This window comes from Kitasatospora purpeofusca (assembly GCF_034043715.1).
GTDB lineage: Bacteria > Actinomycetota > Actinomycetes > Streptomycetales > Streptomycetaceae > Kitasatospora > Kitasatospora purpeofusca_A.
This window is the reverse complement of the sequence record NZ_JAXCLC010000102.1, coordinates 1-18,383: the sequence shown is the minus strand read 5'-3', so window position 1 is coordinate 18,383 and position 18,383 is coordinate 1. Positions and strand designations below refer to the sequence as shown.

Here is an 18,383-nt window from a genome sequence, read left to right as displayed (position 1 = left end):
CTCCCCCCACCCTCGTTTTTCCAGGCATGACAGGAGCCGCACGATGGGACGCCTCGCACAGACCGACGGCCTCACCGAGATCCAGCGGGACATCCTCGCCACCGTGCGCGAGTTCGTCGACAAGGAGATCATCCCGGTCGCGACCGAATTGGAGCACAAGGACGAGTACCCGACGGCGATCGTCGAGGGCATGAAGCAGCTCGGCCTCTTCGGCCTGACCATCCCCGAGGAGTACGGCGGCCTCGGCGAGTCGCTGCTGACCTACGCGCTGGTGGTCGAGGAGATCGCCCGCGGCTGGATGTCCGTCTCCGGCATCGTCAACACCCACTTCATCGTCGCGCACATGATCAACGCGCACGGCACCCAGGAGCAGAAGGAGCACTTCCTGCCGCGGATGGCCGCCGGCGAGATCCGCGGCGCCTTCTCGATGTCCGAGCCCGGCCTCGGCTCCGACGTCGCGGCGATCAGCACCAAGGGTGTCAAGGACGGGGACTCCTACGTCCTCAACGGCCAGAAGATGTGGCTGACCAACGGCGGCACCTCCAGCCTGGTCGCGGTCCTGTGCAGGACGGACGAGGGCGGCTCCACGCCCTACCGGAACATGACCACCTTCCTGATCGAGAAGACGCCGGGCTTCGGCGCCAACCCGACCGTCCCCGGCCTCACCGTCCCCGGGAAGATCGAGAAGATGGGCTACAAGGGCGTCGACACCACCGAGCTGGTGCTCCAGGACGTCCGGATCCCGGCCGACCGGGTCCTCGGCGGCGTCCCCGGCCGGGGCTTCTACCAGATGATGGACGGCGTCGAGGTCGGCCGGGTCAACGTGGCCGCGCGCGGCTGCGGCGTCGCCCGCCGCGCCTTCGAGCTGGGCATCTCCTACGCCCAGCAGCGCTCCACCTTCGGCAAGAAGATCGCCGAGCACCAGGCGATCCAGTTCAAGCTCGCCGAGATGGCCACCAAGGTCGAGGCCGCGCACCAGATGATGGTCATGGCCGCCCGCAAGAAGGACAGCGGCGAGCGCAACGACCTGGAGGCGGGGATGGCGAAGTACCTCGCCTCCGAGTACTGCAAGGAGGTCGTCGAGGACGCCTTCCGCATCCACGGCGGCTACGGCTTCTCCAAGGAGTACGAGATCGAGCGGCTCTACCGGGAGGCCCCGATGCTGCTGATCGGTGAAGGTACTGCGGAGATCCAGAAGATGATCATCGGGCGCCGGCTGCTGGAGGAGTACCGCATCGCGGGCTGACCCCCTCGCTGCGGGCCTCGCGGCCGGCCCGCGAGACCGCCGGACGACGGGCGTGCGGGCCCGTCCCGGCACCGTGCCGTGTCCCGCCCCGGTGGCCTGGTCCGCCCCGGGGCCGGCACGGCCGCTCCGGAGCGGCCGCAGGGCGTACGGCTGCTGTCACACGCCCCGCGGCCGCTCCGGTCCACCGTCCCGCGCCCTCGGAGGGGCAGTCCTACAGGGCCGACCGGGCAAGGTTGAGACAAGAGTCACCAGCTTCGCCGGGTCCCTTGGGAACCGGAGCGGGGCGAGCTACGGTCGTACACAAGGGGGCGCGTCGGCGCCTCTGGCAGGTCACATGAACGAGCAGGCGGGTTGCCCACCCACCGTGTGCTCCCGATAGCATCCACCGGGACAGCAGACGTCCCTCTATTACCCGATCCCGCGGTGGCCCCCGTCCAGCGGCCATGATCCCCCGCGACAAAGGTCTTCGATGCCCATCAGCCCGTCCCCTCACACCTCCGTCACGGACCGCGATGCCCTCGCCGCCACGACGGCCGGTCGGCGACCCCGCGTGACCATCGCGCGCGGAGCCACCCCCTGGTTCGTCCCCACCCTCGCCACGGCCGCCGTGACCACCGCGCTCACCCGGCGCAGTGGCAAGTGGGCCCTGGCAGCGGTACCCGCCTGTGCGCTCGGCGCCGGCATGCTGTGGTTCTTCCGCGACCCCGAGCGTGAGACCGGCACGGGCAGAGTGATCTCCCCCGCCGACGGCGTGGTCCAGAGCATCGACGCGTGGCCGGACGGCCGGACCCGCGTGGCGATCTTCATGAGCCCCCTCAACGTCCACGTCAACCGGGCGCCCCTGCCCGGCACGGTGACCTCCGTCGAGCACGTGCCCGGTGGCTTCGTGCCCGCGTTCAACAAGGACAGCGACCAGAACGAGCGGGTCGTCTGGCACTTCGACACCGAGCTCGGCGACATCGAGATGGTCCAGATCGCGGGCGCCGTGGCGCGCCGCATCGTGCCGTACGTCGACGCCGGTACCAAGGTCGAGCAGGGCGAGCGGATCGGTCTGATCCGGTTCGGGTCCCGGGTCGACACCTACCTGCCGGCCGGCGTCGAGGTCGGCGTCGAGGTCGGCCAGAAGACCACCGCCGGGGTGACGCGCCTTGACCGTGACTGATCCTGAGACGATCGTCGGCCTGGACGACGAGGAGACGGCCCTGCGCCGCCGTCGCTGGGCCCGCGACCGCGAGCTGCGCGCGCCGCGCTCGCCGCAGCACCTCTCCACCGCCGACTTCCTCACCCTGGGGAACGCCGTCTGCGGCTTCCTGGCGATCTACTCGATCACCACCGGGGTGCTCGTCCCGCACATCACCAACCCGGACGCCGCGCCGGACAAGCACAGCGCCGCCACCGCGGTGACGCTGCTGCTGATCGGCTCGATGTGCGACCTGTTCGACGGCCTGGTGGCGCGCAAGCTGCGCTCCTCCGCGCTCGGCGCCGAACTCGACAACCTGGCCGACCTGATCAGCTTCGGCATCGCGCCGGCCTACTTCGTCGCGGTCTGGGGCATGGTCTCGCCCGGCTCCAACAGCCGGCTGTCCGCGCTGATCGCGCTGACCGTGCTGCTGGCGGTGGTGCTGCGGCTCGCCCGCTTCTCCACCGTGAAGATGCGGCCCGGGGTGTTCCAGGGCATGCCCTGCCCGATGGGCGCGATGACGGTGATCGCCATCGTGCTGCTCGACCCGCCGTTCCTGCCCGGCCTGCTCGCCATCTTCGCCGTCGCGTACCTGATGGTCAGCCGGATCGAGTACCCGAAGCCGCAGGGGCTGCTGGCCACCGCCACGCTGTGCTGGATCGTCGTCTCGATCGGCTGCCTCGCGGCCTGGGCGACCGGTCTGCCGGGCGGCGACAACCTGCTGCACATCGGCGCGTTCGCGCAGATCACGCTCGCCGCGATGGCGCCGCTGCTGGTGATCCGCCGCAAGGTCGGCCAGAAGGTCGGCGACGTGCGGGCCCGCCGCGCGGAGTCGCGGATCGGCTGACGGCCGCCGCCGGACATGCGGAAGGGCCCGGCTCCCCGAGGGGAGCCGGGCCCTTCCGCATGTCCTGGTGCCTGGTGCTGCCTGGTGCTTGGTGCCGGCCGCGGCTCAGGCGCCGCCGCGGTGGACGCTGAACGCCGAGCGGCGGGCCGCCCGGGCCACCGCCGGGTCCGGGTGGACGCCGGAGACGGCCGTCAGCACCGAGGCCGCCCTGGGGTGCCCGGACTGCCGGGCCCGGGCGAACAGCCGCACCGGGTCGCCGGCCGAGGCACCCTCGACATGGCCCACCAGAAGTTCCGTTTCCCCGTGGTCCAGCACGGCCGCGGCGGTGTCCACCCAGAGCCAGGCGGCGTCCTCCGCGCCCAGCACGTCGGCCGGGGAGACCCCCTCGTCCGAGCGCTCGGCCAGCCACAGCAGCGCGTACGGGCGCAGCACCGGCTCGTCGACGGCGGCCCGCACGGCCTGCTCGGCGGTGGATCCGGCCACCCGCAGCGCCTCGAAGGCCAGCCCGCGCACCAGCGCGTCCTCGCCCTGCGCGGCCTCCAGCAGCTCGGCCACCGCCCGGTCGGCGGGGCGGGCGGCCAGCCAGGCCCGGTACTCGGCGCGGGCCGGGCCCGGCGAGTAGTCGGCGCAGGCGCTCAGCAGCTCCATCGCGCTCTGCTCGATGTGGCCGGCGGCGGTCTGCGCGACGGTGCAGATCTCCTCCAGCTTGGCCCGCACCGCCCAGTGCCCGAGCGGGGAGAGCTCGGCCGCGTTGTCCTCGCGGACCAGCGCGCCGACGGCGGCCAGGCCGTCCAGCATCCAGTCCAGGACGGCGGCGACGTCGGCGGGCGAGGCCGGGGTGTCGATCTGCGGCTCGCGGCAGGTGCCGCGGACGGCGGAGACGGCGGAGGCGGCGTGCGGGACGGGCGAGAGGCCGAAGGCGCCCTCGCCGCCGCCGACCCGGCGCTCGTCCAGGCCGCGCCGGAGCAGCTCCAGCAGCTCGACGTCGGCGACCGGGCCGTCCACCAGGTGCAGGAAGGAGAGCAGTTGGGGTGCCTGGTCGACGGCCTGTCCGGCGAGGACCGCGAACACGCCGCGCAGGGCGGCGGGCGGCACCGGGGCGAGCAGGGTCCAGGCGTCGAACAGGGTCGACCAGCCGCGGATCACCGCCTCGTCGTCGTGCTCCCAGGCGTGCAGGCGCCAGCCGGGGACGGCGCCGCCGTCGCGGGGCTCGACCAGGCCGACCAGCAGGGCCTGGCCCCAGGCCCTGGCGGCGGCGCCCACCGTCATGGCGAGGGCGCGGCCGGCCGCGCGGGCGTCGTCGGGGAGCAGTTCGCCGCGCTTGTCGACCTCGTCGAGATCGCCGGCCCAGCGGGCGATCCGGACGGCGTCGACCAGCATCCGGCGGGCCAGCGGGGCCAGCTCGGCGGGAGCGGGGAAGCCCTCCGGCACGGGGACCCGGCCTCGGCCGGGGGCGGGGGCGGGGCCTCGTCGGCGGGGTACGCCCTGGCTCCCCGGCCTCGCGCCGGCGGGGCGGTGGGCCGTTCCGGGGAGACGGGTCACCGTCGCACCGGAACCGATCGTCGGCGGGAGCGGGGCATCACGGTCGCGCGGATTCCGAGACGTCACGTCGAGCAGTCTTCCCCTTGTACCGGCCTTCTGTCACATCCGGTTGTCCCGGCGGGGCGGGGCGGGGGTCCGGGGGATCGACAAGATCGGGCAACAGAGCCCAAACCGACTGGCCTGATCTTTGTGGCGGGTTCATGCCAGGTCCGGGCGGTGGAAGGGGCCGGTGGTCCGCGCGGGGTACCGGGCGGCCCGCGCGCCGACCGCCGTCCGTCGGCCGCTCACCCGGTTCCCGGGGCACCCCGGCTCCCCCGGGCCCCGCGTGACGCGGCGGGGCCGGGCGGGCGGGGAGCGGGCCGGGCGGGGAGCGGGCCGGGCGGGGAGCCAGGGGCTCAGCAGAAGGGCGTGAGCCAGCGGCGCAGGGTCTCGGAGTAGCGGTCCGGGTCGGTGTTCCACAGCGCGGCGTGGTCGCCGCCGGGGAAGGTCTGGAGGTTCACCAGCGACGGACGGCTCGCGGCCAGCCGTTCGGCGGCCCGGAACGGCGCCACCGGGTCGTCGGGGCCGTGCAGCACCAGGGTGGGCACCCGCAGGTCGGTGCCGCCGGCCAGGCGGGCGAAGTCGGCCAGATCCACGCCGGTGCGGCCCTGGGCGGCCAGCGCGCCGAGTTCGGCGGCCGGGCCCCGGTATCCGGCCCTGGCCGCGCCCCGGCGGGCGGTGGCCGGCCAGTCCAGCACCGGGGAGTCCAGGACCAGGCTGCTGATCGAGGAGGCGAGGTCGGACCGGGCGGCGGCCTGCAGGGCCATCGTGGCGCCGAGCGACCAGCCGTAGAGGATCACCCGGCCCGCGCCGCCGTCCAGGGCCAGCCGGATCGCCGCCTCGATGTCCCGCCACTCCGTCTCGCCGAAGTGGCCCAGGCCGTCGGGGGAGGCCGGCGCGCCCGGGTCGCCCCGGTAGCTGACCGCCAGCGCGGGCAGGCCGAGCCGGCGCAGGACGGGGAGGACGGGCAGGACCTGGCCGCGGTCGGCGTCCGGGCCGTGCACCAGGATCACCCAGGTGCCGCGCTTGCCGTCGAGCCACCAGGCGGGCAGCGGGCCGAGTTCGCCCTCGACGGCGGTCTCGCCGAAGGTCAGGCCGAGCGCCTGGGCCGGGTCGCCGAGGTACACCCGGGGGGTGAAGCGGACCTGGGTGCCGGGGGCGAGGGTGCCCCGGTCGGCGCGCACCAGGCGGCGGGTGACGCCCTGTTCGTCGCGGTGCAGGACCTCCTCGACGACGGCGTGCCCGTCCTCGCCCCACTCGACGGCCCAGCGGCCGGGGCGCTCGCTCGCCGCGTTCCGGGTGAAGGTGACCCGCCCGGCGCCCAGGCTCCGGACGACGACCGGACCGGTCCGCTCCCGGGCGGACCCGGCCGGGCGGACCATCCGCTCCGAGGCCCGGCGGCCGATCACCAGGACGGCCGCCCCGGTGCCGACCGCGGCGGCCGCCACGGTGGCCGCGATTCCCCAACGCATACTCGCTCCCCGCTGCTCGGTTCTGGGCCGACCGGTGTCCGGACCCACGTCACAGCCCAGTCCACTGGCCGGGACCCGGCCGGGCCAGCAGGACACGGCCGTACGGGTTGCCACGCGAGGAAGGTCACACCGGGATCGTCGGTAGTCGTCAGAACGAGAGTGCCAGAACGGACGGGGGATCACACGGGGATCGCGGCGGATCGCAGGGGATCGCGGGGGACCGCGGGGGACCGCGGGGGATCACACCGGGATCGCGGGCTGCCGTCGGGCGAGCAGCTCCCAGAAGCGCTCGACGGGCGGGACCGCGGCGGCGGACGGCGCGGCCGCCCCCTCGGCCGGCCCCCAGCCGCCGGCCCCCCAGTGGCCGGACACCTGCCGCTCGTCCTGGAGCACGGCCAGGACGGCGTCGAGGTCCGTCCGGTCCACCGGCACGATCCGGCCGATCGCACCGGTCTGCGCCTGCGGGCGGCCGTCGACGCAGCGCCGCAGCCGCCGCTCCAGCTCCTCCCGGCGGCCGGTGGCCGCGACCAGCTCCCGGAGGGTCAGGCCCAGCACGTGCGCGAGTGCGGCCGTCGGCCCGGCGTCGGCGTCCCACCGCCCGGTGGCCTCGGCCCGCCGGTACTCCCCGGCCGGGACGCCGATCCGGTGGGCCGCGCCGTCCGGGCTCAGCTCGCGGGCCAGCCGGAAGTCCCGCAGGCTCGCCGGGCGGACGCCCATCAGCCGCTCGGGCGGGCACCACAGGGCCCGGGCCAGGGCGAGGAACTCCTCCTCGCCGGGGGGCGGCCCGCCGTTCTCCCAGCCGAGCACGCGGGCCGGGGGCAGCCGGACGCCGTGCGCGGCCATCCCCTCGGCGACCTGCTCCGGGGTCAGGCCGAGGGCGGCGCGGTGGGCGCGGACGGCGGCCGGCGAGTAGGGCACCGGGGGCGGCGGGGCAGGCGGGGCAGGCGGGGCGGGCGGGGCGGACCGGGCCGGGCGTGCGAAGAGGTGGGGGCGCTGGGGTCGCATGGGTCCCGACGGTAGGCGTGGCGCCGGGTGGTGCCCCAGCCGACGAACGCACGAAGCGGGGCGGGCGCGCCGCCCGGCGGCGGTGGAGGATCGCACAGCGGGGCGCGGTCCGGCGGCGGGCGGCCTCGGAGGTAGCGACGGGGAACGGCGGGCGACCGGGCGGGCACGGGGGCAGGCGCGGGGCGCGCACGGGGGCGGGAGCGGGAGCGGGGCCGCCCGGGCGCCGGTCGGGCCCCGGCGTGTGACCAACCCCTCCGCGACCTCGGTTGACTCCCCCTTCAGGCCCGTGATGGGATCCTTCAGCCATTACGGAGGCAAGCAGAGGAAGCCGGTGCGAGTCCGGCGCGGTCCCGCCACTGTCACCGGGGAGCACGACCGGAGTTGAGCCACGGAGGGCCGTCAGCGGCCGCCGGAAGGCCCGGGAGCGCGTTCGACCCGGGAGCCAGGAGACTCTCGCCCCCGGTACGTCGATCCAGGGCGCGGACCCTGAGTGAGGACACGCACGCGATGCAGGCTGCCCCGCCGGGCCGAGACCTACCCCCGACCGTGCCGCGTTCGGCGCGCACCTCGCCGCGCGCCCTGCCGTGCGACCCGATGTGCGCCCCGACGTGCGCCCGCTGACCCGGGCCGCCGCCTTCGGCGCGGGCGCCGTCGCCGGGTACCTGGCCGACGCCCGGTTCGGCGATCCGCGCCGCGGCCACCCGGTGGCCGGCTTCGGCGGCGCGGCCGGCCGGCTGGAGCGGCTGCTGTGGCGCGACCACCGCGCGGCCGGCACCGCCTTCACCGCGCTGTGCGTGGGCACCGTCGCGGCCGGCGCGGTGGCCGCCGACCGGCTGCTGGCCCGCCGTCCGCTCGGCCGGGCCGCGTTCGCCGCCGCCGCGACCTGGACGGTGCTCGGCGGCACCTCGCTGACCCGGGAGGCCCGCACCGTCGGCCGCGCGCTGACGGCCGGTGACCTGACGGCGGCCCGGGAGCGGCTGCCGCACCTGTGCGGACGGGACCCGAGCGGCCTGGACGAGCGGCAGCTGGCCCGCGCGGTGGTCGAGTCGGTGGCCGAGAACACCGCCGACGCGGTGGTCAACGCCCTGGTCTGGGGCGGCCTGGCCGGCACCCCGGGGCTGCTGGCGTTCCGCGCGGTGAACACCCTGGACGCGATGGTCGGTCACCGCTCGCCGCGCTACGCCCGGTTCGGCTGGGCCTCGGCCCGGCTGGACGACGTGGCGGGCTGGCCGGGCGCCCGGCTGACCGCGCTGCTGACGGTGGCCGCCGCCCCGGAGCCGCGCACCGCCTGGCGGGTCTGGCGGCGGGACGGCTCCGCGCACCCCAGCCCCAACGCCGGGCAGGCCGAGTCGGCCTTCGCCGGCGCGGTCGGGGTCCGGCTGGGGGGGACGCTGCAGTACGGCGATCGCACGGAGCACCGGCCGGTCCTCGGCGAGGAGCTGCGGCCGGTCGGGGTGGACGACATCGAGCGGGCCTGCGTGCTCTCGCGGCGGGTGGGCGCGCTGGCCCTGGGTACGACGGTCGCCGGGCACCTGCTGCTGCGGGCGGCGCTGATCAGGAAGCGGAGGTACCGGGCATGAGCAAGGCACTGCTGGTCGCCGGGACGACCTCGGACGCCGGGAAGAGCGTGGTCACGGCGGGCATCTGCCGCTGGCTCGCGCGGCAGGGGGTCTCGGTCGCGCCGTTCAAGGCGCAGAACATGTCGCTGAACTCCTTCGTCACCGCCGACGGCGCCGAGATCGGCCGCGCCCAGGCGATGCAGGCGCAGGCCGCCCGGGTCGAGCCGGAGGCGGCGATGAACCCGGTGCTGCTCAAGCCCGGCGGGGACGGCCGCAGCCAGGTGGTGCTGCTGGGCCGTCCGGTCGCCGAGGTCGGCGCGCTGGACTACCGGGAGCGCAAGCCGCTGCTGCTGGAACGGGCCCTGGAGTGCCTGGCGGACCTGCGCGGCCGCTTCGACGTGGTGGTCTGCGAGGGCGCGGGCTCGCCCGCCGAGATCAACCTGCGGGACCGGGACATCGCCAACATGGGCCTGGCCACCGCGGCCGGCCTGCCGGTCGTCGTGGTCGGGGACATCGACCGGGGCGGCGTGTTCGCGGCGATGTACGGGACGCTGGCGCTGCTGTCGGCGGAGGACCAGCGGCACGTGGCCGGCTGGTTCGTCAACAAGTTCCGCGGCGACGCGCGGCTGCTGGCCCCCGGGCTGGAGATGCTGCGCGAGCTGACCGGGCGTCCGGTGCTCGGCACCCTGCCGATGCTGCCGGACCTGTGGCTGGACGCCGAGGACTCGCTCGACCTGTCCACCGTCGTGGACCGGACCGCCGCGCGCGGCCCGCTGGGCGCCGACGTGCTGCGGGTGGCGGTGCTCCGCTTCCCCCGGCTGTCCAACTTCACCGACCTGGACGCGCTCGCCCAGGAACCCGGCGTGCTGGTCCGCTGGGCCACCCGGCCGGAGGAGCTGGCCGACGCCGACCTGGTGGTGCTGCCCGGCACCCGGGCCACCGTCGCCGACCTCGGCTGGCTGCGCGAGCGCGGCTTCGAACCGGTGCTGAGGGCCCGGGCGGCGGCCGGGCTGCCGGTGCTGGGCGTCTGCGGCGGCTACCAGATGCTGGCCGGCTCGATCGTGGACGAGGTCGAGTCCAAGGCGGGCCCGGTGGAGGGCCTCGGGCTGCTGCCGGCGCGGGTGCGGTTCGGCGCCGCGAAGGTGCTCGGACGGCCCGTCGGCGAGGCCCTCGGGGAGCGGGTCGAGGGTTACGAGATCCACCACGGGATCGTCACCGTGGAGGGCGGCGAGGCGTTCCTCGACGGATGCCGGGCGGGTTCCGTGCTGGGCACCACCTGGCACGGCGCGCTGGAGAACGACGGCTTCCGGCGCGCGCTGCTGCGCGAGGTCGCGGCGGCGTCCGGCCGGGCGTTCGTCCCCGCGCCGGACACCTCCTTCGCCGACGCGCGGGAGGCCCGGCTGGACCGGCTGGGCGAACTGATCGAGGAACACGCCGACACCGACGCGCTGTGGAAGCTGATCGAGGGCGGGGTGCCGGCGGCCGGATCGCTGCCGTTCCTTCCGCCCGGAGCCCCTGGGGAGCATGCATGAGTGACGTCCGATACCCGTTCACCGCGATCGTCGGCATGGCCGACCTACGACTCGGCCTGCTGCTGAACGCGGTGTCCCCGGCGGTCGGCGGGGTGCTGGTGCGCGGCGAGAAGGGCACCGCCAAGTCGACCATGGTGCGCGCGCTGGCCGGGCTGCTGCCGTCCATCGCGACCGTCGACGGCTGCCGCTTCGCCTGCGACCCGGCCGGCCCGGACCCGCAGTGCCCGGACGGCGCGCACACCGGCGCCGCGGCGTCCGAGCGCCCGGCCCGGCTGGTCGAGCTGCCGGTCGGCGTCTCCGAGGACCGGATCGTCGGCTCGCTGGACCTGGAACGCGCGCTGGCCGAGGGCGTCAAGGCCTACGAGCCGGGGCTGCTGGCCCGGGCGCACCGCGGCGTGCTGTACATCGACGAGGTGAACCTGCTCCAGGACCACGTGGTGGACCTGCTGCTGGACGCCGCCGCGATGGGCCGCTCGTACGTGGAGCGCGAGGGCGTGTCGGTGCGGCACGCGGCGCGCTTCCTGCTGGTCGGCACGATGAACCCGGAGGAGGGCGAGCTGCGGCCGCAGCTGCTCGACCGGTTCGGCCTGACGGTGGAGATCGCCGCCACCCGGGAGCCGGTGGAGCGCGCCGAGGTGGTCCGCCGCCGGCTGTCCTACGACGCCGACCCGGCCGCCTTCGCCGACCGCTTCGCCGCGGAGGAGCGGGCGCTGGCGGGCCGGATCACCGCCGCCCGGGAGCTGCTGCCGCAGGTGGAGCTGACGGACGCGGCGCTGCGCCAGATCACCGCCGTCTGCGCGGCGTTCGAGGTGGACGGGCTGCGCGCGGACATCGTGATGGCCCGGACCGCCGTCGCCCTGGCCGCCTGGGCGGGCCGCACCGAGGTGCTGGCGGAGGACGTCCGCAAGGCCGCGCAGCTGGCGCTGCCGCACCGGCGGCGGCGCAACCCCTTCGACGCCCCCGGGCTGGACGAGGACCAGTTGGACCGGGTGCTTGAGGAGCACGCCGAGCCGGAGCCCGAGGAGCCGGGGCAGCCGCAGGAGCCCGAGGAGGACCCGGACCCGGAGGGCGGCCCCGAGGGCGACGGCCCCGAGGGTGACGGCCCGCAGGACGGCGGCCCCGACGGCGGCGGTGGCGGCGCGCCCGAGCCGTCCGGCCAGGACGGCCCCGACGGCCCGCCGGCCGAGGTGGCGGACGGCCCGGCCCAGGACGACGGCCCCGCCCCGCAGCCGGTACCGCTCCAGCCGCCGTCCCCCGCCCGGGAGACGGCCCCGGTCGCGGCCGGCGACCCGTACCGGACCCGGCTGTTCGCCGTGGACGGCACCGGGCGCGGCGCCCAGGGCCGCCGCTCCCCCGCCGAGACCGACAGCGGCCACACCATCAGGGCCCGCCGTCCGCGCGGCCGGCTCGCCCGGCTGCACCTGAGCGCCACCCTGCGCGCCGCCGCGCCGCACCAGGTGGCGCGCGGCCGGTCCTCGCGGGCCCTGGTGCTGCACAAGGACGACTTCCGCGAGCAGGTGCGCCAGGGGCGGGAGTCCAACCTGGTGCTGTTCGTGGTGGACGCCTCCGGCTCGATGGCGGCCCGGCAGCGGATGACCGCCGTCAAGGGCGCGGTGCTGTCGCTGCTGATGGACGCCTACCAGCGCCGGGACAAGATCGGCATGATCACCTTCCGGGGTGCGGGCGCCGAGCTGGCGCTGCCGCCCACCTCCTCGGTGGAGGTCGGCGCGGCCCGGCTGGAGTCGCTGCCCACCGGCGGCCGGACCCCGCTGGCCGCCGGACTGCTGCGGGCGCACGAGGTGCTGCGGGTCGAGCGGCTGCGCGACCCGGACCGCCGCCCGCTGCTGGTCGTGGTGACCGACGGCCGGGCCACCGGCGCGCGGGACGCCGTCGCGCAGTCGCACCGGGCGGCCGGGCTGCTGGCCGGGCAGGGTGTGGCGAGCGTGGTGCTGGACTGCGAGTCGGGCCCGGTCCGGCTCGGCCTGGCCCGCACCCTGGCCGACCGGCTGCGGGCCACCGCCGTCACCCTGGACGAGCTGCGCGCCGACGGCGTCGCCTCGCTCGTCCGCGACAGCCGCGGCGGCGGCCACCGCGGCGAGCACCGTCCGACCGGCTCTGCTCCGCGCACTTCTGCTTCTGCTTCTGTTTCTGCTGCTGCTTCTGTTTCTGCTTCGCACACCTCTGCTTCGCGAAAGGCGGCCTGAGCCGACATGCCCAAGGGTGTCCCCGAAAGCGTCCCCGACGACGGTCTGACGACCCGTCAGCGCCGAACCCAGCCGATCACCGCCGTGCACACCGGGCCCGGCAAGGGCAAGTCCACCGCCGCGTTCGGGATGGCCCTGCGGGCCTGGAACCAGGGCTGGTCGGTCGGGGTGTTCCAGTTCGTGAAGTCCGCCAAGTGGAAGGTCGGCGAGGAGAACGCGCTGCGCGTGCTCGGCGCCTCCGGCGAGGGCGGCACCGTCGACTGGCACAAGATGGGCTCCGGCTGGTCCTGGATCCAGCGCACCGGCGAGATGGAGCTGGACAGCGAGGCGGCGGCCAAGGAGGGCTGGGAGCAGGTCAAGCGCGACCTCGCCGCCGAGACCTACCGCTTCTACGTGCTGGACGAGTTCACCTACCCGATGCACTGGGGCTGGATCGACCCGGCGGAGGTGGTGGCCGTGCTGAAGGACCGTCCGGGCAGCCAGCACGTCGTCATCACCGGCCGGTACGCACCGGAGCTGCTGACCGGCGCGGCCGACCTGGTCACCGAGATGACCAAGGTCAAGCACCCGATGGACGCCGGACGCAAGGGCCAGCGCGGCATCGAGTGGTAGACCGCCCGGCCCGCCGATCGTCCTGGTAGCAACAGCGAGAGAAGCAGCAGCACCGTGAACATCCCCCGCCTCGTCGTCGCGGCGCCCTCCTCGGGCGCCGGCAAGACCACGATCGCCACCGGCCTGATCGCCGCGCTCGCCGCCCGCGGGCTGGCCGTCTCGCCGCACAAGGTCGGTCCGGACTACATCGACCCGGGCTACCACGGCCTGGCCGCCGGCCGCCCGGGCCGCAACCTGGACGCGTTCATGTGCGGGCCGGAGCGGATCGCGCCGCTCTTCCTGCACGGCGCGGCCGGGGCGGACGTGGCCGTGGTCGAGGGCGTGATGGGGCTGTTCGACGGCGCTTCCGGGCGCGGCGAGCTGGCGTCCACCGCGCATGTGTCGAAGCTGCTGCGGGCCCCCGTGGTGCTGGTGGTGGACGGCTCCTCGCAGTCCCGGTCGGTGGCCGCGCTGGTGCACGGCTTCGCCTCCTGGGACCCGGAGGTCCGGCTGGCCGGGGTGATCCTCAACCGGGTCGCCTCCGACCGGCACGAACTGCTGCTGCGCGAGGCCCTGGAGGAGGGCTCGGGGGTGCCGGTGCTGGGCTCGGTACGGCGCTCGGCGGCGGTCGCCACGCCCTCCCGGCACCTGGGGCTGATCCCGGCCGCGGAGCGCTCGGCGGAGGCCCTGCGGGCGGTGGCCGACATGGGCGAACTGGTGGCCGCCTCGGTGGATCTGGACGCGGTGCTGGCGCTGGCCCGCACCGCGCCGCCGCTGACGGCGCAGCCGTGGGACCCGGCCCGCGAGGTGGCCCCGGCCGGCTCCGGTGGGGCTCCCGGTTCCGCCCCCGGTGCGACGCCGGATTCGGCCCGGCCGAGGATCGCGGTGGCCGGGGGCGCGGCGTTCTCCTTCTCGTACGCCGAGAACACCGAGCTGCTGGCCGCCGCCGGCGCCGAGGTGGTGCCCTTCGACCCGCTGCACGCCGACGCCCTGCCGGAGGGTACGGCGGGTCTGGTGATCGGCGGCGGCTTCCCCGAGCTGTACGTCCGGGAACTGAGTGCGAACGGGCAACTGCGGGCAGCGATCGCCGCGTTCGCCGCCTCGGGCGGGCCGGTCTCGGCCGAGTGCGCCGGACTGCTCTACCTCGGGCGGGAGCTGGACGGCCTGCCGATGTGCGGGGTACTGGACACCTCGGCCCGGATGACCGAGCGGCTGACGCTCGGGTACCGGGAGGCGGTCGCGCTGCACGACTCGGTGCTCGCACCGACCGGTGCGCGGCTGCGCGGGCACGAGTTCCACCGCACGGTCTGCGAGCCGGGCGCCGGCGAACGGCCCGCCTGGGGCTGGCGACTGCCGGACGGCCCGCGCACCGAGGGATTCGCGGGCACGCCGGGGGCGGCGAACATTCACGCTTCGTATCTGCACCTGCACTGGGCGGGATACCCGCAGCTCGCCGCCGCCTTCACCTCGGCAGCCGCCGCGCACCGGGCCGGCTGAGCGGCCCGGCGGCGGATCCGACGGCCCTTCGGGTCTGGTGCTTTGGCCGTCCGGAGCGTCAGAATAGGGGCAAACAACCGCATATCGTACTTTTCGCAACCGGTACCGGCCAGACCCGACCGCCTTTCGACGAGCCGACCGTTTGCCGGCGACCGCCTACTCGACGGGGCGCCGAACACGCCCCCGCGGCGCCGCACACGCCCCGGCGGGGTGAGCAGGCTCGAAGGAGCCGTCACCATGCGTCACACCTTAACCCCGCTGCATCACCACCCCACCCCCGTCGCCTCCCTCCACGACCGTCCGCACTCCTGCCGTGTCCCGCTGTCACCGACGGCGCTGGACGAACTCCACGACGAGTACCGGGACCTGGTCGCGTCCCAGCGCCTCCCGGAGGGCATCTCCTTCGGCCAGTACTACCGCGTGCTGCGCACCCAGTGGCGCGGCGAGAACGTCGTCGGCCTCGACGACGGCGCCCTCCGCCCCGGCCCGCGCAGCGACGCCCAGCTCATCGACCACCCCTCGGAGAAACTCAAGGGCGTCGTCCCCACCCTGGTCCTGCTCGTGGACTTCCCCGACCACCCGCACGACCCGGCCCACACCGTCGAGCACTTCGAACAGTTGCTGTTCAGCTCCGGAACGTTCCCGACCGGCTCGATGCGCGACTACTACCACGGCGTCAGCGGCTTCGACCCCGCCGCTCCCGCCGACGGCGGTATCGACGTCCAGGGCAAGGTGCACGGCTGGTTCCGGCTGCCGCACCCGCTCTCCTTCTACGCCAACGGCCTGTCCGGCCAGGACTCCGACGCCTTCCCCAGGAACGAAGTGGGCATGGCCGCCGACACCCTGGAGATCGCCCGCCAGCAGGGCGTGACGTTCCCCGAGGAACTGGACGTCCTGGGCGAGGGCATCGTCACCGCGCTGTTCATCGTCCACGCCGGCCCCGGCGCCGAGGCGGTCCCGAAGGTCCAGCGGCCGGGGGCCCTGTGGAGCGCCAAGTGGAGCTTCACCCCCGGCTTCCCGACCGATTCGAGCCTGACCGTCCAGACCTTCCTTACCGTCCCCGAGAACTGCCGGGTCGGCGTCTGCTCCCACGAGTGGGGCCACCTCGCCGCCCGCTGGGCCGACTTCTACGACACCGGGAACCCGAACATCGAGGCGGTCTCCAGCGGCCTCGGCGACTACTGCCTGATGGCCTCCGGCTCCTGGGGCGGCCCGGACCGCGACCACGCCGGCGACCGGCCGGTGTACCCGAACGGCATGCTCCGGATGTTCCACGACTGGACCAGGCCGCAGAAGGTCACCAGCACCGTCAAGGACGTCGTGCTGCGCCCCGTCTCCGAGGGCGGCGACATCCTGCTCGTCCGCAGCCCGCGGATGCACCCCAAGCAGTACATCGTGGTCGAGTACCGCCGCCAGAGCGGCCAGGACGCCTTCCTCCCGGACCAAGGCGTCGCCGTCTACGCGGTGGACGAGTCCATCGACAACGTCAACGACGAGAGCCGCCTCGCCATCGAGCTGATGCAGGCCGACGGTCGCCGCGACCTGGCGGACGCCGTCGTGCCCAACCGCGGCGACGAGGACGACCTCTACCCGTCGCTCGGCAACAACCTCCTCGGCGAGCACAGCACCCCGCCGCTGAACGAACCGGACGGCCACTGGAGCGGCGTCACCATCGAGGTCGCCGGAACGCCGGGGGCCGACCGGATGGAGGTGAGCGTCACCGTCGAGTGAGGCGGAGCCTCCCTTCCCGATCGGACCGACTGCGTGTCGGGCGGGCCTTCCTGAAGGACATTCACGATCACGGTCGACCACTCCGGGCATCCGCGGCGGGGCCTGCGGTCCCGCCGCGGAGCAGGACGATCGCCGCCCCGCCCACCGTGCCGCGCGGCCCCGACGGTGGCTCCGGCGGAGCCGCGCCCGGCACGTATGGTGAGGCCGGACCGGACCGGGCGGGGGCGGCGATCGGTGACTCGTCGACCTTTTTCACCGCGGCTGTCAATTACGCACCGGAACCATCACTCGACGCACGGTGGCGATCTCCTCATTGGCCATGCTTCAATACCGCACGAAGCAGTGGCATGGAGATTCCGATGAACGCAGCAATGGTGACGGCCTGCGCCAGTGTTCTGATTGCTGTCCTCGTCTACTGGCTGAACCACCATGGAGAGACCCGCAGGTCGTTGCGGAGAGCCCGAACCGACTGGGTGAGCAGCCAGCTGAGGGAGCTCTACGCCCCTCTTCTCGTGCTCGCGGAAACCAACGAGAAGGCATGGGGCGAGTACCGGCGCCGATTCATGGCACACGCCGGTCCGGGGCTGTGTAGCCATCCACTTCCGGAGCTGGACGAGGCACGGTGGCGCACCTGGGTGGAGACAGTGTTCGCGCCGAACGCCCGGAAGATGCGGGAGATCATCACCGCACGGGGAGACCTGATCATCGGGGGCGAAATGCCGGCCGTCGTCCTCGACTTCTGCGCGCACGCCGCGACTTACGACGCCCTGCTGTCCGACTGGGACGGCGCTGGCCCGGACAAGTCCGTCCTGATCCGCCACCCGGGCAGCCGGTTCCTGTCGTACGTCCGCGAGTCGCACGGCTCTCTCAAAGCGGAACAAGCGCTGCTGCTCAAAGCCGCGCGTGGGCGTGGCCGAGTCTGACTCGATCTTCCGACGCATCGAATACGACCAGGGGAGACCGCGATCAAACTGTTTCTGAGCTGGTCCGGACAGCGTGCCAGGATGACGGCGGAGGCGCTTCGATCGTGGCTTCCGGATGTTCTCCAGCACGTCGACCCCTGGCTCTCGAGCCAGGACATCGCCGCTGGCGGCAGAGCGACGCAGGAGATCGCCACGAAGCTTTCCGAGGCGAACTTCGGGATCATCTGCACGACTCCGGAGAACCAGCTGTCCCCTTGGCTCAACTATGAGGCCGGAGCCGTTTCCAACCAGGTCGGGGGCTCTGTCGTGCCATTCCTCATCGGCATGAGGGTCGCCGAACTCACCAGTCCGCTCAGCCAGTTCCAGGCCGTCCTGGGGGACGACGAGGCCGAGGTGCTGAAGTTCCTCACCGATCTCAACAGTGCCTCGGGTGATCCGGCGATCCCCCACGACCGGCTGAACCGCGCCTTCCGGAGGAGCTGGCCGGAGTTCGCGAGCATGATGCGGGAGATCCGCGAGCGTCCTCCTGGCGGCGGCTCATCCGGCACCGTGAAACGATCAGAGGCCGACATGACGGAGGAGACTCTTCTCATCGCCCGCTCCCTCGACCATCGGATGGCGGAGCTCGAGAAGCACGCCCTGCGGGCCGAGGGGGCACCCCTGCGGCCTGTCCGGGAGGTCCGCCGAATCAGTGAGGAGAAGTTCATCTCCTCCTCGTTCGCGAAACTCGGCTGGGAAGTCGTCCGGTCCTCCTGGGAGGGCGCGAGTGTCGACATCGTCGCGAAGAGTACGGGTGATTCCTCGGCGCCTGTCTCCCGCGAGTTCGCCGAGCGGATCGCCAAGTCCCTCAGGAGGAACGTGACCGTACGGGGGGAGGCCGGAAAAGTGATCGTCCGCGGCGGTCTTCCCTGACTTCCCTGCGGACCGCTAGTGGTTGTGTGGCAAATGACCGCCCCCGGCGGGCCATTTGACTCCACCCCCAGCCGGGGGACCGCGCCCCCCCCCCCCGCGGGCG

Annotated in this window: 14 protein-coding genes and 1 riboswitch; of the genes, 11 read left to right on the top strand and 3 right to left on the bottom strand. The window is 74.4% G+C overall.

Annotation, left to right across the window (positions count from 1 at the left end; translation table 11 throughout):
* Window positions 1–43 precede the first annotated feature (43 nt).
* The 3 genes from SM793_RS33800 to SM793_RS33790 all read left to right on the top strand — a co-directional run bounded on the left by SM793_RS33800 (window position 44) and on the right by SM793_RS33790 (window position 3,273).
* Window positions 44–1,246 carry an acyl-CoA dehydrogenase family protein gene (locus SM793_RS33800; protein ID WP_320442154.1) on the top strand — a complete coding sequence of 401 codons (1,203 nt, stop codon included), beginning with the start codon at window positions 44–46 and terminating at the stop codon, window positions 1,244–1,246.
* Window positions 1,247–1,715: 469 nt separating this feature from the next.
* Window positions 1,716–2,408 (top strand): phosphatidylserine decarboxylase, encoded by a 693-nt coding sequence (locus SM793_RS33795; RefSeq protein WP_320442153.1) that lies wholly within the window; start codon window positions 1,716–1,718, stop codon window positions 2,406–2,408.
* Window positions 2,395–3,273, top strand: a complete 879-nt coding sequence (locus SM793_RS33790; RefSeq protein ID WP_413229729.1) for a CDP-alcohol phosphatidyltransferase family protein — start codon at window positions 2,395–2,397, stop codon at window positions 3,271–3,273. Before SM793_RS33795 ends, SM793_RS33790 begins: the two co-directional genes overlap by 14 nt.
* A 105-nt stretch (window positions 3,274–3,378) precedes the next feature.
* Here the strand turns inward: SM793_RS33790 and SM793_RS33785 are convergent, their stop codons facing one another.
* The 3 genes from SM793_RS33785 to SM793_RS33775 form a co-directional block, all read right to left on the bottom strand.
* Entirely contained in the window at window positions 3,379–4,704 is a 1,326-nt protein-coding gene (locus tag SM793_RS33785) for a hypothetical protein (RefSeq protein WP_320442152.1), read from the bottom strand.
* Window positions 4,705–5,210: 506 nt separating this feature from the next.
* Complete coding sequence (locus tag SM793_RS33780) at window positions 5,211–6,326, bottom strand: alpha/beta hydrolase family protein (protein WP_320442151.1); 1,116 nt, start codon at window positions 6,324–6,326, stop codon at window positions 5,211–5,213.
* Between the two features lie 240 nt (window positions 6,327–6,566).
* Window positions 6,567–7,331 carry a helix-turn-helix transcriptional regulator gene (locus SM793_RS33775; protein ID WP_320442150.1) on the bottom strand — a complete coding sequence of 255 codons (765 nt, stop codon included), beginning with the start codon at window positions 7,329–7,331 and terminating at the stop codon, window positions 6,567–6,569.
* Window positions 7,332–7,604: 273 nt separating this feature from the next.
* A riboswitch (cobalamin riboswitch) is annotated at window positions 7,605–7,804 on the top strand.
* A gap of 135 nt (window positions 7,805–7,939) precedes the next feature.
* Between SM793_RS33775 and SM793_RS33770 the strand changes: the two genes are divergently transcribed.
* From SM793_RS33770 to SM793_RS33735, 8 genes are all read left to right on the top strand, one after another.
* Window positions 7,940–8,911: a cobalamin biosynthesis protein gene (locus SM793_RS33770; RefSeq protein ID WP_320442149.1), complete on the top strand. Its 972-nt coding sequence runs from the start codon at window positions 7,940–7,942 to the stop codon at window positions 8,909–8,911.
* A complete protein-coding gene (locus SM793_RS33765) occupies window positions 8,908–10,422 on the top strand; it encodes a cobyric acid synthase (protein WP_320442148.1) in 1,515 nt (504 codons plus the stop codon). The genes SM793_RS33770 and SM793_RS33765 overlap by 4 nt, the downstream gene beginning before the upstream one ends.
* The gene (locus SM793_RS33760) at window positions 10,419–12,626 is read left to right on the top strand and encodes a putative cobaltochelatase (protein WP_320442147.1); all 2,208 of its coding nucleotides are present in this window, start codon (window positions 10,419–10,421) and stop codon (window positions 12,624–12,626) included. Before SM793_RS33765 ends, SM793_RS33760 begins: the two co-directional genes overlap by 4 nt.
* A gap of 6 nt (window positions 12,627–12,632) precedes the next feature.
* The gene (gene cobO, locus SM793_RS33755) at window positions 12,633–13,238 is read left to right on the top strand and encodes a cob(I)yrinic acid a,c-diamide adenosyltransferase (RefSeq protein WP_320442146.1); all 606 of its coding nucleotides are present in this window, start codon (window positions 12,633–12,635) and stop codon (window positions 13,236–13,238) included.
* 54 nt (window positions 13,239–13,292) lie between these two features.
* Entirely contained in the window at window positions 13,293–14,714 is a 1,422-nt protein-coding gene (locus tag SM793_RS33750; protein WP_320442145.1) for a cobyrinate a,c-diamide synthase, read from the top strand.
* A gap of 237 nt (window positions 14,715–14,951) precedes the next feature.
* Window positions 14,952–16,445 carry a M6 family metalloprotease domain-containing protein gene (locus tag SM793_RS33745; RefSeq protein WP_320442144.1) on the top strand — a complete coding sequence of 498 codons (1,494 nt, stop codon included), beginning with the start codon at window positions 14,952–14,954 and terminating at the stop codon, window positions 16,443–16,445.
* A gap of 347 nt (window positions 16,446–16,792) precedes the next feature.
* Entirely contained in the window at window positions 16,793–17,368 is a 576-nt protein-coding gene (locus SM793_RS33740; protein ID WP_320442143.1) for a hypothetical protein, read from the top strand.
* 21 nt (window positions 17,369–17,389) lie between these two features.
* A complete protein-coding gene (locus SM793_RS33735) occupies window positions 17,390–18,280 on the top strand; it encodes a TIR domain-containing protein (protein WP_320442155.1) in 891 nt (296 codons plus the stop codon).
* Window positions 18,281–18,383 lie beyond the last annotated feature (103 nt).

Bases quoted from the DNA above. Each gene is read 5' to 3' on its own strand.
- cobO (WP_320442146.1), top strand. From the start codon at position 12,633: ATGCCCAAGGGTGTCCCCGAAAGCGTCCCCGACGACGGTCTGACGACC.
- SM793_RS33745 (WP_320442144.1), top strand. From the start codon at position 14,952: ATGCGTCACACCTTAACCCCGCTGCATCACCACCCCACCCCCGTCGCC.
- SM793_RS33740 (WP_320442143.1), top strand. From the start codon at position 16,793: ATGGAGATTCCGATGAACGCAGCAATGGTGACGGCCTGCGCCAGTGTT.
- SM793_RS33795 (WP_320442153.1), top strand. From the start codon at position 1,716: ATGCCCATCAGCCCGTCCCCTCACACCTCCGTCACGGACCGCGATGCC.
- SM793_RS33760 (WP_320442147.1), top strand. From the start codon at position 10,419: ATGAGTGACGTCCGATACCCGTTCACCGCGATCGTCGGCATGGCCGAC.
- SM793_RS33775 (WP_320442150.1), bottom strand. From the start codon at position 7,331: ATGCGACCCCAGCGCCCCCACCTCTTCGCACGCCCGGCCCGGTCCGCC.
- SM793_RS33780 (WP_320442151.1), bottom strand. From the start codon at position 6,326: ATGCGTTGGGGAATCGCGGCCACCGTGGCGGCCGCCGCGGTCGGCACC.
- SM793_RS33765 (WP_320442148.1), top strand. From the start codon at position 8,908: ATGAGCAAGGCACTGCTGGTCGCCGGGACGACCTCGGACGCCGGGAAG.
- SM793_RS33800 (WP_320442154.1), top strand. From the start codon at position 44: ATGGGACGCCTCGCACAGACCGACGGCCTCACCGAGATCCAGCGGGAC.